We start from the raw sequence: 14,625 nt of genomic DNA on the forward strand, positions 1-14,625 counted from the left end.
AGAAATGATTACCTCCTCTGTCTGAACATACTCATCATCAGATCACTCAATCCGAGCAGGTTTACATTTGGAGACAGTTCAGTGAGTGAGCGATCAAAATCACGACTGTTCACAGATAAAGCTTCTGCCTTAAATACTCTTTGATCTCCGTTAAATCCTTCAATTAGAAGAGGAAAACTGTTTGGATTCATGATTAACTCAACCGGCAAGTCCTGATCCAGCTGTTTTTTCCCGGTTGTATGCCAGGCATCATTCAATAAACCCCAATTCACCTTGATCTCGTCGGATAGCCAAACCGAAACATATCGATCTTTTGAATCCTCTTTTAACACAAATTCATTCACTCTATAACCGTGCAGCTGTTGAGTACGGCCTGTTTCTTCAACTCTATTATCCCAGTCAAAACTTTGTTTTTCATCGTTTTCATCTTTACCCGAAACACGGTTCATCAGCTCAACCAACCGGTCGATATCATATTTTGCAATTTTGAAAGCTTCATCTTCTGCAGTATTGAAAACAAAATCCTGTTCATCGTTTCTAACCAGAATTCCATTAGTACTTAAACCGGACATAACATTCAAAGAACTGCTCGATCCTATAAAAATACGCTCTGATGTAAACACCATATTCAAATCAGTCTGCTCGGTTTCACCACTATCTACATTTAAAATCCGGTACTGTACCTGACCTTCAAACTGAGCAGAAACAGGCGTAGCTACAAGAACAGCAAGCAGCAGCAAAATTGAGGTAATCGTCGTTTTCATAAAAGGGGTTTTAATGTGGGTTTCCCACTGTAAACGATGTTGCGGAACGTTTGTTTCAACCGGCAAGTTCTGCTGGCTCATTCATCCCTATATTCACTTTGTGTATCCAACCACCGGCAACAACATCGTCGCCTTCGTAGCAAACAATAGCCTGCCCGGGTGTAATGGCTTCTCGTCCGGCCGGAAAATGTACTTCTACTTCATCATCCGAAAGCTGTTTGATGGTTCCCATAGCCCCGTCATCATTGTAACGGATCTTTCCGGTAATCTCCATCTCACCATTCGGAATATTATCGTACTTAATAAGATTTAGCTCCTTTGCCCGGCAGGTTGTGCTGATCAAATCTTCTTTTTCGCCTACAGTGATCACGTTCTTCTCTGCGTCGATATGAGTTACATAAACCGGCTTACCGAGTGAAAGGTCCAATCCTCGTCGCTGACCAATGGTGTAAAACGGAAAGCCTTTGTGTTTACCGACAATATTTCCTTTCTGGTCTACAAACACACCGCCACTTACGCGTTCTTCAAGATCGTCTACTTTGTCTTTCAGAAAGCGATGGTAGTTGTTATCGGGAATAAAACAGATCTCATACGAATCGGGTTTTGTAGCCACATTTAACAGTCCGTAATCTTCGGCTATTTTCCGTATTTCTGTCTTATGATATTTTCCAAGCGGAAAAATAGTTCGCTCCAGGTGTTTCTGTTGCACACCCCAAAGAGCATATGATTGATCTTTATTATGATCCTTACCTTTTGAAATCACATAACGGCCATTCTCTTCTCTCACATTCGCATAGTGACCGGTTGCAATGAAATCACAACCTAAATTGTCGGCCCGTCTCAGAAGTGCAGCCCACTTAATATGGGTATTACACAGAACGCACGGATTAGGAGTGCGTCCGCTGGTATAGTCTTCTACAAAACGATCAATAACCCAGTCGCCAAATTCATCGCGAATATCCACGATAAAATGCTTAAATCCGTACTTCACAGCGATATGGCGTGCATCATTCATAGACTCTACCGTACAGCAGCCTGTTTCTTTCCCGTCGTTACCGCCACTGCGGTGGTAGTCCCAGGTTTTCATTGTAATTCCGATCACATCGTATCCCTGCTCCTTTAGCATCACAGCAGCTACAGAAGAGTCTACTCCGCCGCTCATGGCAACAAGAACACGTCCTTTGGTACTCATAAATGTCGTTTTGATTTTTTATTAGACTAGTTAAAATACGGAATTTCTATGTAAATCGTATGAAGCTAATAAACGATTTAAACCCATATCTATCCTCTCAGTAACTAAAAGCGACCAAGTTTATTACATGTATAGATAAGGCTTCCAATGTTCCTGTACGCCACCCATCAGGTTTTGGAAAAAAGTGATGTGAATAGGCCGGTAGGGTGTGGTATTGAGAGGCATTTTTGCCTCATCGGGCGTTCGGTTGCCTTTCTTTACATTGCATTTGTTGCAGGCGGTCACCAGATTTTCCCATGTATCCTTCCCGCCGCGACTTTTAGGCATTACGTGATCCAAAGTGAGGTCAGACTTAACCCCGCAGTACTGGCAAATGTGCCGGTCTCGTTTCATGATATTTTTGCGCGTCAGTACAATTCTGGAATAGGGAATTCGAATATAATATCGAAGTCGAATTACGGATGGATAGGAAAACTCCTGATCAACTGTACGTATCACCTTTTCCGGATCTTCATGAAGCATCTCCGCCTTTTCGAGAAATAGCAGCTTTACGGAGCGCTGAACTGAGCACACACTCAGTGGCTGATAGTCCTGATTTAGTACAAGTACATTGGAGTTCATCGTATTGAAATTTTACACGCCTGTATGATTCTTCTAGTAAGGCATTTTAACGCCTATTCAGTATGAATTATTTTGATGTAAATTTCAACCGAAAATAAAGTCTACAAGTTCATCCCAAATCATAGGGTTGATTGCAATGGCCAGAATGATCGAGATAATTAACCCAATCATGGCATAGCTGGCATCTTTAAAAATTAACTTTACTGATAACCAAATGGGTCTCCCTTTACCTTTGGAGTCCGTCAGACTCATGGCAATTTCACGGCCTGCAAGCAATCCGATAAACACCCAGGTTGTACTCATGGGTACGGTACTAACACCCTTGAAATACCAAAGCACGACGGCATATACACCATCAATTACCGTTGCAGAACGTATATCTGTCACATCTGATTTCTCTGTAACAATTTCCTGAATTTTATCACCCCGTAAATAAAAGAGCACACCTAACCCAAGAAATATAAATCCTACAAATACAAGAAATGCGTTTACTGATAGCGAACGTGGCAGATAAACCGCAATATTTGCAGCATCCTGCATCAGCCAAACAGCCCAAAGTGATCCGCTTATCACCCACTGAATTGGTCCCCAAACAGGATGAGGTTCGCCTTTAAACCATTTTAAAAGCTGACGGTTCAGGATCAACCAAACTATTATAGCCACGGCAAACGCGACAAAATAACCGGACAGACTCTTTTGAAGTACCTGCGTAATCCCTTCCGGTTCAGTCGCAAAAGCACTTAAAAGTAGAAATGTGGTGGAAACCGGCATCTTCAACCGTGTAATAATCAACAAAAAAAGTGGAGCGGCAACCTGCAAAAAAACGAAGCTTTGCGGAGCCTGATCAAATCCTTTGGATGTCAAACGCTGATAGGTAACATCACCGTCATAGGTAAACCAGCTATAGCTGACGGTAACTACAAATATACCGCCAATAAACAGCCATAAGATCCACCATTTTTTGTCCGCGTTTGAGGCAAGAAATGTCCCGATTGTCTGGATACTATCATTCGCTATTGCCGAGTAGGCCGCAAAGAAAAACCCGACCCACATCGCTATTTGTGGAGTTTCGTAAGTAGCTCCAGCGATAAAAAAGAAAATACCAATTAAAATAAGGAAGCGACGCTCACTCTTGATTAGATCCATCCAACCGGTTGGAATCAAACTCTCCAGATAGCTGACCATTATCTGCCCGTTGGATTTTTTAGAACTCTTGGATCCCTTTTTCTTTTTAGACATTAATTAATAACGACATATCAATTTAATTTTGAATTTAAAAACTAACCACTCAATATTAAGAGAATATTACCCCGTTGGAAATCTTTACCAAAAAAAGAGTTTCTACTTGTTGAAAAAGCCTTATTTTTCACCTCATATTTTCTAACGGATGTAACCAAAATAAATCAAGTTCTACCATAACTACCATAACAACGAATATATGTCATCAAAAAAAGATAGTTCGAACTCGAATTTCTATAAGGAGCCGGGACCAAAGTTAAGCAAAGAATCACCTTTTGAATCGATGATGGAACGGTTCCGTTTTGCCGCCGACATCCTAAAGCTGGATGAAGGTATGTTTCAGTATCTGGCTAGCCCTGTCAAACAGGTCATTGTTTCAGTTCCTGTGGTAATGGATGATGGAAAGATTAAAGTATTTGAAGGATATCGGGTAATTCACGATAACGTACTGGGTCCATCCAAAGGCGGTCTCCGTTTTGCTCCGGACGTGAACCTGGAAGAAGTAAAAGCCCTTGCCTCCTGGATGACCTGGAAATGTGCTGTTGTAAATGTTCCATTTGGCGGAGCTAAAGGTGGTATCCGCTGTAATCCTAAAGAACTTTCAAAAACAGAACTCGAACGACTTACACGGCGCTATACCGCCAATATGCTTGAAATATTCGGACCGGACAGGGATATTCCCGCGCCCGACATGAATACAAACGAACAGGTGATGGCATGGATCATGGATACCTACAGCATGAATGCCAAAAGAACTGAAACTGCCGTTGTTACCGGTAAGCCAATAATTTTAGGCGGCTCGCAGGGAAGAAAAGAAGCAACAGGACGCGGTGTTGTTACAGTTACCTTAGCTGCTTTAAACAAAATGGGTTTAATGCCTAATAAGACTAAAGTTGTTGTTCAGGGCTTTGGAAACGTCGGTTCAGTATCAGCCCAGTTGATGTATGAACAGGGTGCTAAGGTTATTGCTGTAAGCGATATTACCGGGGGCTATTATAATGAAAACGGCCTGAACGTACCAAAAATGATAGAGTACTCTCAGAATAATGACAATACACTTTTAGGTTTCGTCGGTGCTGAAAAAATCACCAATGATGAGCTTTTGGAGCTAGAATGTGATGTACTAATCCCCGCTGCAAAAGAAGATCAGATCAGCAAAGAGAATGCTCACAAAATCAGAGCTAAAATTATTGCTGAGGGGGCAAATGGTCCGGTTACAGCTAATGCAGATTCCATTTTAGAGCAAAACGGTGTCATGGTAATTCCCGATATTCTGGCTAATGCAGGCGGTGTTACAGTTTCATATTTTGAATGGGTACAAGACCGACAGGGATATTTTTGGACAGAGGAGCGGGTAAACCGTCGTTTGAACAGAATGATGCGAAATTCTTTCGATAATCTTTACAGTGTAAGTGAAGAATACGGCATTACTCTTCGACAGGCTGCCTACGTTTATGCGATCAACCGTGTGGCTACCACGTTAAAACTGCGCGGCATCTATGCATAATTTTTCACTTTAATTAGGTCAGATGGCTGACTACAAATTTCAAACCTCACTCAAATCTACACACGAGGAGGCCACTAAAGTACCCGACTTTGCTTCTGAAATTCAGGATCAGGCATCTCTATCTGATGAGGAAACCTCCACGTTTATGCTGCTTTTGAGCGAAGCAGTAGATAACGCCATAAAACATGGAAATCAGTATGACCCCGAAAAAAACGTTTCTGTGGATATTGAAATTTCTAAAAGTGAGATCGTAGCAAGGGTATCGGACGAGGGCGTGGGGTTTGATACAGATAATCCTATATCAAAAAATCCTCTGGATGAAGAAAACCTTTTAGACACCGGAGGGCGGGGTATTTTTATCATCCAAGAACTCTCCGACTCTTTTGAGTTTTTAAATAACGGTTCCACACTTCAATTTAAAATCAATCGAAAGAGCTAATCTTCTACTATTGAATCCTGTTTAGAAAATCTGCTCCAGCTCGCCCGTCAATTGCAGCAATTCTGTTTCAGCCACTTTCGCTTCAAATTTAGCGTTAATCAATCGGTTCTCCGCTGCTAAAAACGTACGTTGTGCCTCTCTGAATTCCAGCGAACTAATAGATCCCAAACGAAATCGCTCAAGCGCAATATCAAGCGTTTCTTCCGCATTTGCCAGATTATCCTCCTCAAGATCCACAAGCTCAATACTGTTTTGATAAGTTCTGTAAATAGCCTGGAAATCTGACTCCAATCTTAATTTTTGAGCTTCCAGATTCAGATCTGCATTTTTTTTCCTGATTTGAGCATTTTGTACGCGCCGGTTTAAATTAAAGCCATTGAATATATTAACACGGGCTGTAATCCCAACCGAAAATCCGGTTGTTTCATTAAACTGAAAAAACCCGCCATCATTCTCACTCCTGTTAAAACTATAGCCGGAAGTAAGCGATATTTGCGGATACCGTTCCCCCTGAACCTCACGAATTTCAAGTTGTGAAACTTCATTTTCAAAACGAGCTATCGCCAATTCTGCATTTTCCTTCATCAATTGATCAAAAAGCTCTTCCTCGGGTAAAAAACGGTTCACATCAATTTCGGTGGTTACTTCAAAATCTGTTCGGGGATCCCGTGAAAGCAACTCATTTAATGTTATTTTTGCTTCGTTCAATTGATTCCTCTCACGAATAAAAGCAGCGCGGTCTGCATTCAGATCTGATCTGGCCTGAAGTAAATCATATTCAGAACCCGAACCCAGATCAACTTTAGTCTCTTCTATCTCAATACGCTCAAGCGAAACCTCAATATTATTCTCCAATACCTTCATCTGTTCACTTATTCTAATGACATTGAAAAAAGAGAGCGCTATCTGACTGACCATATACTCCATATCGAACCTAAGCTGCTCATCGCTGATCTCTTTTAGTAATCCAAGCCTGTCGTGCCTCGCAAATGAAGTAAGACCATCAAAAATCGTCCAGTTTAAATTTAGTGAAGCATTTGTATTTGTACTTCTTGCACCTTCGTTGGTTCTTCCGGTTCCGTCAGCTGACCTGAATTCACTATCTTCAATACTCTCAGTTCGGCTTCCGGTGAGATCTACCACTGGGAGAAAACCGGCATTGCCAAGCGAGCGATTATTTTCTGCTTCTTTTTGAAGGTTACGGCTAATCTGAAGGCCATAATTATTTTCAAGGCCAATTTGAACAGCCTCCTCTAAGGTTAAAGTTTGCTGCGCCTGAACGTTAGAAGAAAGCAGTAGCAGAATAAAAATTGTAAGTGTCAGAAATCGAATTTGCATCATTATTAAACGCTGGCAGTTTCTAATTTTTCAGCTTCTTTCGCACGCTCTTCTATCTCTTTAGCTTTACTTTTCTCTGAAGCAAAGTAGGAGTAGATAGCAGGAATAATATAGAGAGTTAAGAAGCTACCGATTAAGAGTCCGCCAATCACAGCAATACCCATTGAAGATCGGCTTTCGGAACCTGCTCCAAATGCCATTGCGATCGGTAGAATACCCAGAATCGTTGAAATAGAAGTCATCAAAATGGGGCGAAAGCGAACGGCCGCAGCATCCATAATAGAATCCCTGATTGACATCCCCTGTTCCTGTCGCTGATTAGCAAATTCAACAATCAAAATTCCGTTTTTAGCAACCAGTCCAATCAGCATAATTACCCCGATTTGACTGAAAATATTCAGTGTTTGGTCGAAATACCAAAGTGACACGAGTGTACCAAAAATAGCCAAGGGCACTGTAAACAGGATAATAAAAGGATCACGGAAACTTTCAAATTGAGCCGCAAGAACCAGGTAAATCAAAACAAGGGCCAAGGCAAAAATAAACAGCAGGCTGGCTGCACTTTCAGCAAAATCCCTGGACGGGCCGGCTAAGTCGGTGATTATGGATTCCGGTAAAATCCTGGCTGAAATTGCATCCATAGCCTCGATACCCTCACCGATGGTATATCCGGGTGCAAGCTGTGCAGAGACTGTTGCAGATTTAAATCGGTTAAATCTGTAGAGCTGTGGCGGACTGCTCCGCTCAGAAACCGTAACAAGATTATCAAGCTGTAGCAGCGATCCATCCTGACTTCGAACATAGATCGTTTTTAGGTCAATCGGTTCATTTCTATACTGCCGATCCATCTGACCGATCACCCAGTATTGTTTACCATCCATAATAAAAAAACCAAACCGACTTCCGGAAAGCGAAAGCTGAAGAGTTTGGGCAATATCTCTGACCGAAACACCAAGGGTACGTGCTCGATTTCTGTCAATTTCCACCTGCAGTTCAGGCCTGTTAAATTTTAGATCTACCTCAGCAAATACAAAAGCGGGATCCTGATTCGCTTCCTGCAAAAACTCGGGAATTACGTCCTCCAGCTGTTCCAAAGTCTGAGCCTGAAGTACATATTGAACAGGTAAGCCACCCCGGCGATTACCGATTGATTGGGGCTGCGATACAAATGTCTGCGAGCCTGTAAGGTTTGACATAAGTCCGGTGAGTTGATCAGCAATCTCTTGCTGTGACCGGTCTCTGTTTTCAGCTTCTCCAATATTCAAAAAGCTAAATGCAGAATTGATAGCACCGGATGCTCCAAAGCCGGGAGACGTTACCGTATTCATCGCTACAAGTTCAGGTACATTTTCCTGTACGGTAGAGATCATCTCATCCACGTAGGAGTCCATGTATTCAAAAGAGGCTCCCTCCGGGGCTGTTGCAAACATTCGAATTTGTCCTCGATCTTCTCTTGGAGCAAGCTCTTCCGGTATATTTGAATAAAGAACACCAATGAAGACGCCTGCTACAGCTAATATCACAAAAGCCAGCCATCGGCGTTTCATGAATGATTCAAGTGAATTTTTATAAAGTTGATTTACTTTTTTGAAAAAGGGTTCTGTTGCCTGATAGAATCTGTTTTTCTCCGCACCGTTTTTCAAAATCTTCGTAGCCAGCATGGGAGTCAGCGTAAGCGCTACAAATGATGAAATAATGACAGCACCGGCTATAACTACCCCAAACTCCCTGAATAACCGGCCCGTGGTGCCTCCCAGGAATAGAATTGGCATAAACACGGAAACCAGTGCAAGAGAAGTAGCAACTACTGCAAAGAATATCTCTTTTGAACCCAGAATACCGGCTTCAATTGCCGGTAATCCTTTCTCCATTTTTGCATAGATATTCTCCAGTACTACAATTGCATCATCCACTACAAGTCCGATAGACAGTACAATCGCAAGCATCGTTAGTACATTGATTGAAAATCCGGCCACATACATAATGAAGAAAGACCCAATCAATGCAATCGGGATTACGATAATGGGAATAAAAGTGGTCCTGAAATCACGTAAAAAGAGGAAGATCACAAAAATCACCAACCCAAGAGCAAGAAAAACAGTTTGCTGAACTTCACTGATCGACTCCTGTATGTACTCAGTTGTATCAAAACCAACAGCGATGTCAATATCTTCTGGTAAATCACGCTCAATTCGATCAACCCTTACAAAAAACTCTTCGGCGATAGAGAGCTGGTTTGATCCGGGCTGCGGAATGGCAACAACTCCCACCATGGGCACACCATTTCTTTTGAGAACCGTTCGTTCATTTTGAGCTCCCAGTTCGGCATAACCAATATCCTGGAATCGAACTTTCCGTCCATCATCTTCTCGGATTATCAGATTATTAAACTCTTCGGGCGAAGTGAGGCGACCCATTGTACGAACAGTCAATTCTGTTGAACTGCCTTCAATTCGACCCGAAGGAAGTTCTACATTCTCCCGGCCCAAGGCTTGCTGAACGTCCAGCGGTGTTACACCGTAGGCGGCCAGTTTGATAGGATCCATCCATAATCGCATTGCATATTGTCTGGATCCCCATATCCGGATTTCACTGACGCCGGGAATTGTCTGAAGCTGTTCTTTAAAAATGTTTTCAGCAATAGAGGTAAGCTCAAGCAGGTTTCTACGATCGCTGTTCACATTCAAAAATACGATCGGTGATGCATCAGCATCCGCTTTTCGAACAGTCGGCGGTTCAGCATCCGGCGGTAAATTTCTCTGTGCTCGCGAAACCCGGTCGCGCACATCGTTCGCAGCTGCTTCCATATCTATCTCCAGATCAAACTCTACCGTTATGGTACTCTGCCCCTGACGACTGGTAGATGTAAGAGTGCGAATTCCGGCAATTCCGTTCACAGATTCTTCCAGCGGTTCTGTAATTTGAGACTCAATCACATCGGCATTAGCCCCTACATAACTCGTTGATACAGTAACGATAGGCGGATCAACGGAAGGATATTCACGAACACCCAGATAGAAAAATGAAATCACGCCGAACAGTACAATAACTATCGACATGACCGAAGCCAGAACAGGGCGGCGTATGCTTAGTGATGATAAACTCATAACTCTGAACTTTTACTCAGTTGTGTGATATCCACCTCAGTACCTGGATTTACTTGTAGTAAACCTGTGGTAAGAACAGTGTCGCCCCGGGCAACTCCATTGATAATTTGAACTTTATCACTTGTACGTATCCCGGTTTCAATTCTCGCCTGTTCAATTACTCCGTTTCGAGCCACAAACACTTTTTGAGAGTTGAGTTCCGGTACAACAGAGATTGTAGGCACCATTAATGCATCATCAATTTCATCCAGAATAAGAACAATATTGGCAAAAGCTCCCGGGAAAAGGAGTTGATCATCATTTTCACTCAACGCACGAATTTGAAGTGTGCGTGTTTGAAGATCAATCCGCGGTTCAATTGCGTATACCTCACCTGTAAATGTGGAGTCGATTCCCTGAACGTCAAAACTAATATTATCGCTAATGTTTACCCGGGCAATGTATCTTTCCGGTACGGAAAAATCGATCTTTACCGGATCGATCTCCTGCAGTGATGCAATTCGGGTGTTTGGGCTGATATAGCTTCCTTCGCTCACATACTTTAAACCGATTCGTCCGGAGAACGGTGCTCTAATCTCTGTTTTTTCAATTTGAGCATCAATAAGATTCAGCTCAGAACGCAATACATTTACTTCATTCAGGGTCGCATCATAATCGTCTTGGCTAATCCCTCCTCTTTCCAAAAGTCTTTGCTGCCTCTCTTCCCTCTGTTCTGCAAGATTTAAGCGAAAATTTGCCCGCTGCTTTTGAGCCTGTAGTTCACTGTCGTTGATTTTAATTAAAAGTTCACCTCGATCAACCTCTCGACCCTCTTCAAAAAAGATTCCGGTGATAATTCCTGATGTTTCAGAACTAAGTTCTACAACTTCATTTGCCTGAATAGACCCACTGGAAAAAATTCTATCCTCTATAGTTTGCGGCTCCATCACAACGGCTTCTACCTGCAACGGACCTCCGCCACTACCCGGACCTCCCTGAGCTTGTGCATTATTTGACTGAAAAACAGGTTTAAGTTTTGGATAGGCCAACGCACCCAAAACTATAACCGCAACTACAAAATAAACAATACGCTTTGTAACTTTACTCATGTCGAGATTTGAAAAATTTATATATCTGCTTTAACGAACTAAACTAACGGTTAGTTCTAATCTATTCGCTTCTTTTATGTAAAAACTTGTTGATCGAAAAAGTAAAAACAGCCCCTTTATTTAATGAGGTTGAGTCTTAGATACAGGATAATTGTAAATAAAAAAGGCGGTCTGACTTTTATATCAGACCGCCTTTCTCCTCTATCAAATAAACTTTTTATGCCAGTTGGGCATCTAAATGCTTTTTGATCTGCGGTTTTGGTACAGCACCGATAATCTGGTCTACAACTTCACCGTCTTTAAAGATCAAGAGTGTAGGAATACTTCTAATTCCGTATTTAACGGAAACTTCAGAGTTATGATCGACATTTACTTTTCCGACCTTAACTTTTCCCTCGTACTCTCCAGCAAGCTCTTCTACTACCGGGCCAACCATTCTGCAAGGTCCGCACCATTCCGCCCAAAAATCAACTAATACAGGGTCAGATGAGCTTTCTACTTCGTCTGAAAAATTGTCGTCTGTGAATTCAATTGGTTTACTCATATCAATGTTTTCTTATTTATTTTATTTACTCAATGTCTGAATATTTACGCAAACTAACACATATCAATTCATTATAGATTGTATCATCAAAACTTATCAAAAGGTCACACTCCGTTAGCACCGTTGGTCCTAATTAATTGAACAGATTCCTTATCCAGAATCGTTCTTAAACCATTAAGAAGTTCGTTATTCGGTTCCACTACATATTTCCTCACATTCATCCGCAGTGGTTTTTTGGCTTTAAAACTTCGAACCAACAATTTAATGGGCGTTTCACCTTTATGCACACTAAACAGAGTTGCCATCTCGGCCAGGTCATCTTTTGAAACTTCAGCTGTTTTCAAATCAATGTTGAGCTGCAGCTGAGCCTGAAATTTTTCACGAAGGTTCTCTACCCGTTCCATTGAAGAAGCAATGATTTTTGGCGGCTCATCTCTTTTGGAGAGATTTCCTTCCAGCATTAAAACAGTATCCGGAGCAATTAACCCTTGATGCCGGTCGTACACTTCGCTGAAAATGAGAACCTCTGTACTTCCTTCAAGATCCTCAATTTGGGCAAATGCCATCGGGCGCCCTTTTTTATCACTAATTCTTCTAACTGATGTGATGATTCCTATCACTCTTACTTTTTCGCGATCTCCCAACTTTGACAGCTCTTCTACATTCAGTGAATGGGAAGCAAACAAACGCACATCTTCCTTAAACTTGTCCAATGGGTGTCCACTCAGATAAAACCCGATCAGTTCCCGCTCTTTATTAAGCCGTTCAATATTGGTCCACTGCGGACATTCTCTCAGGTTGGGCTCTCCGCCCATTCCGCCACCCGATGACTCACCAAACAAACTCACCTGATTGAGACGCTCCTCCTCCTGTTTGCGGGAGGCGTAATTGATCACATCGTCAATACTGGCCACAAGCTGTGCCCGGTTTTGGTGCATGGAATCAAACGCACCGGCCTGTGCAAGACTCTCCATGGTTTTTCTGTTACAGACACGGGTATCAATCCGGGCTGAAAAATCAAAGATGGAAGAAAATTTTCCTTTTTTATCCCTCTCTTTCACCAACTCCTCAATAGCATTGGAGCCAACACCCTTGATTGCCAACAGTCCATACTGTACCCTGCCGTCTTTAGCCACAAACTTCCCTTCTGCAGAATTAACGTTAGGGGGATCAACAGGAATTCCAATTCGCTGACACTCTTCAATAAAGAAGCTCACCTTTTTGATGTCGTTCATATTGTGGCTTAGCACTGCCGCCATATACTCCGCGGTGTAATTCGCCTTGAAATACATCGTATGGTATGCCACCACCGAATAAGCAGCTGAGTGAGATTTATTAAAACCGTAACCGGCAAACATCGCCATCTTATCGAAAACCTCTTTGGCGGTTTTCTTGTCATACCCTTTTTCTACGGCCTGCCGTACAAACTTCTCCTCTTCAGGTGGCAGCAGTTCCGGTTTCTTCTTACCCATGATCCTGCGAAGAACATCCGCTTCACCGAGTGAGTACCCGCCCATTCGCTGCGCTACCATCATGATCTGCTCCTGGTAGATCATAATTCCGTACGTGGGTTCCAAAATATCAATCAGATCTTCGTGATCGTATTCTACCTCTTCCTCTCCATGCTTCCGTTTAATATAATCCGGAATAAACTGCATCGGCCCGGGACGATATAAAGCGTTCATAGCTATCAGATCATCAACTTTTGATGGCTTGAGCTGTTTGAGGTACTTCCGCATTCCGTCCGATTCAAACTGGAAAATCCCAACGGTGGCTCCTTTCTTGAACATCTCGAAGGTGTTTTCGTCATTCAGCGGAATATCGTCCAGATTGTACTCCTTACCGTGATTCTCTTTCACATAGCCGATCGCAGTTTTCAAAATGGAGAGTGTCTTCAGCCCAAGGAAGTCCATCTTCAGCATCCCGGCGTCTTCAATCACCTTACCGTCAAACTGGGTCACGTAAAGCTCGGCATCTTTGGCTGTTCCAATCGGGATGTAATTGGTCAGTTTATTGGGAGCAATAATTACACCCGCCGCGTGAATCCCGGTATTCCGAACAGACCCCTCCAATGTTTCCGCCATCTGAAGCGACCTGCCTTCCAGAGAGTCGGATTCTTTCAAATCCCGGAGCTCTTTCACCTCTTTAAACGCATCTTCCAGCGAAATTCCAATCGTTTCGGGTACCAGTTTTGCAATCCGGTCCGCATCAGCCAACGGCAGATCCTGCACTCTCGCCACATCACGCACCGACGAACGCGCGGCCATTGTACCAAATGTAATAATGTGCGCCACCTGGTCCTTGCCATATTTATCGACCACATAATCAATTACTCGCTGACGGCCGTCATCATCAAAGTCGATATCGATATCCGGCATCGATACTCGTTCCGGATTGAGAAAACGTTCAAAAAGCAGATCATACTTCAATGGGTCGATGTTGGTTATTCCCGTGCAGTAGGCTACCACCGAACCCGCAGCGGAACCTCGCCCGGGTCCCACATATACGCCCATCTCTTTTGCTTTGCTGATGAAATCCTGGACAATCAGAAAGTATCCGGCAAAACCCATCGTTTTAATGATATTGAGCTCGTGATCAATTCGCTCAGATACCTCATCGGTAAGCTCTCCGTAATGCTTTTTGGCTCCCTCAACCGTGAGATGACGCAGATAATCATCTTCCGTCTCAAAACCCTCGGGCAATGTGAAATTTGGAAGAATCACATCCCGCTCCAATTTGATCTCCTCGATTTTATCCACCACCTCCTGCGTGTTCGAGATCGCTTC

General features: G+C 42.8%; 11 protein-coding genes. 2 read left to right on the forward strand and 9 right to left on the reverse strand.

What is annotated here, in order from left to right:
- Window positions 1-8: 8 nt before the first annotated feature.
- The 4 genes from ACESM0_RS05200 to ACESM0_RS05215 form a co-directional block, all read right to left on the reverse strand.
- Window positions 9-764 (reverse strand): hypothetical protein, encoded by a 756-nt coding sequence (locus tag ACESM0_RS05200; RefSeq protein ID WP_372904331.1) that lies wholly within the window; start codon window positions 762-764, stop codon window positions 9-11.
- A gap of 55 nt (window positions 765-819) precedes the next feature.
- A complete protein-coding gene (gene mnmA, locus ACESM0_RS05205) occupies window positions 820-1,956 on the reverse strand; it encodes a tRNA 2-thiouridine(34) synthase MnmA (protein ID WP_372904333.1) in 1,137 nt (378 codons plus the stop codon).
- A 123-nt stretch (window positions 1,957-2,079) separates the two neighbouring features.
- Window positions 2,080-2,577, reverse strand: coding sequence for an HNH endonuclease (locus tag ACESM0_RS05210; RefSeq protein WP_372904335.1), 498 nt, complete (start codon window positions 2,575-2,577; stop codon window positions 2,080-2,082).
- 84 nt (window positions 2,578-2,661) lie between these two features.
- The gene (locus ACESM0_RS05215) at window positions 2,662-3,816 is read right to left on the reverse strand and encodes a hypothetical protein (protein WP_372904337.1); all 1,155 of its coding nucleotides are present in this window, start codon (window positions 3,814-3,816) and stop codon (window positions 2,662-2,664) included.
- A 199-nt stretch (window positions 3,817-4,015) separates the two neighbouring features.
- On the opposite strand from ACESM0_RS05215, the gene ACESM0_RS05220 reads away from it, so the two are divergent.
- Window positions 4,016-5,323, forward strand: a complete 1,308-nt coding sequence (locus ACESM0_RS05220) for a Glu/Leu/Phe/Val family dehydrogenase (RefSeq protein ID WP_372904339.1) — start codon at window positions 4,016-4,018, stop codon at window positions 5,321-5,323.
- A 22-nt stretch (window positions 5,324-5,345) separates the two neighbouring features.
- Window positions 5,346-5,762 carry an ATP-binding protein gene (locus ACESM0_RS05225; protein WP_372904341.1) on the forward strand — a complete coding sequence of 139 codons (417 nt, stop codon included), beginning with the start codon at window positions 5,346-5,348 and terminating at the stop codon, window positions 5,760-5,762.
- Window positions 5,763-5,783: 21 nt separating this feature from the next.
- Here ACESM0_RS05225 and ACESM0_RS05230 read toward each other — a convergent pair whose 3' ends face one another.
- From ACESM0_RS05230 to dnaE, 5 genes are all read right to left on the reverse strand, one after another.
- Complete coding sequence (locus ACESM0_RS05230; protein ID WP_372904343.1) at window positions 5,784-7,103, reverse strand: TolC family protein; 1,320 nt, start codon at window positions 7,101-7,103, stop codon at window positions 5,784-5,786.
- 2 nt (window positions 7,104-7,105) lie between these two features.
- Complete coding sequence (locus ACESM0_RS05235; protein ID WP_372904345.1) at window positions 7,106-10,207, reverse strand: efflux RND transporter permease subunit; 3,102 nt, start codon at window positions 10,205-10,207, stop codon at window positions 7,106-7,108.
- On the reverse strand, window positions 10,204-11,295 hold the full coding sequence (locus tag ACESM0_RS05240; RefSeq protein WP_372904347.1) for an efflux RND transporter periplasmic adaptor subunit: 1,092 nt from the start codon (window positions 11,293-11,295) through the stop codon (window positions 10,204-10,206). Before ACESM0_RS05240 ends, ACESM0_RS05235 begins: the two co-directional genes overlap by 4 nt.
- A 217-nt stretch (window positions 11,296-11,512) precedes the next feature.
- Window positions 11,513-11,839 (reverse strand): thioredoxin, encoded by a 327-nt coding sequence (trxA, locus tag ACESM0_RS05245; protein WP_372904349.1) that lies wholly within the window; start codon window positions 11,837-11,839, stop codon window positions 11,513-11,515.
- Window positions 11,840-11,943: 104 nt separating this feature from the next.
- The coding region (gene dnaE, locus ACESM0_RS05250) for a DNA polymerase III subunit alpha (protein ID WP_372904351.1) at window positions 11,944-14,625 on the reverse strand (2,682 nt) is incomplete at its 5' end.

Source organism: Rhodohalobacter sp., assembly GCF_041686455.1.
Classification (GTDB): Bacteria; Bacteroidota; Rhodothermia; order Balneolales; family Balneolaceae; genus Rhodohalobacter.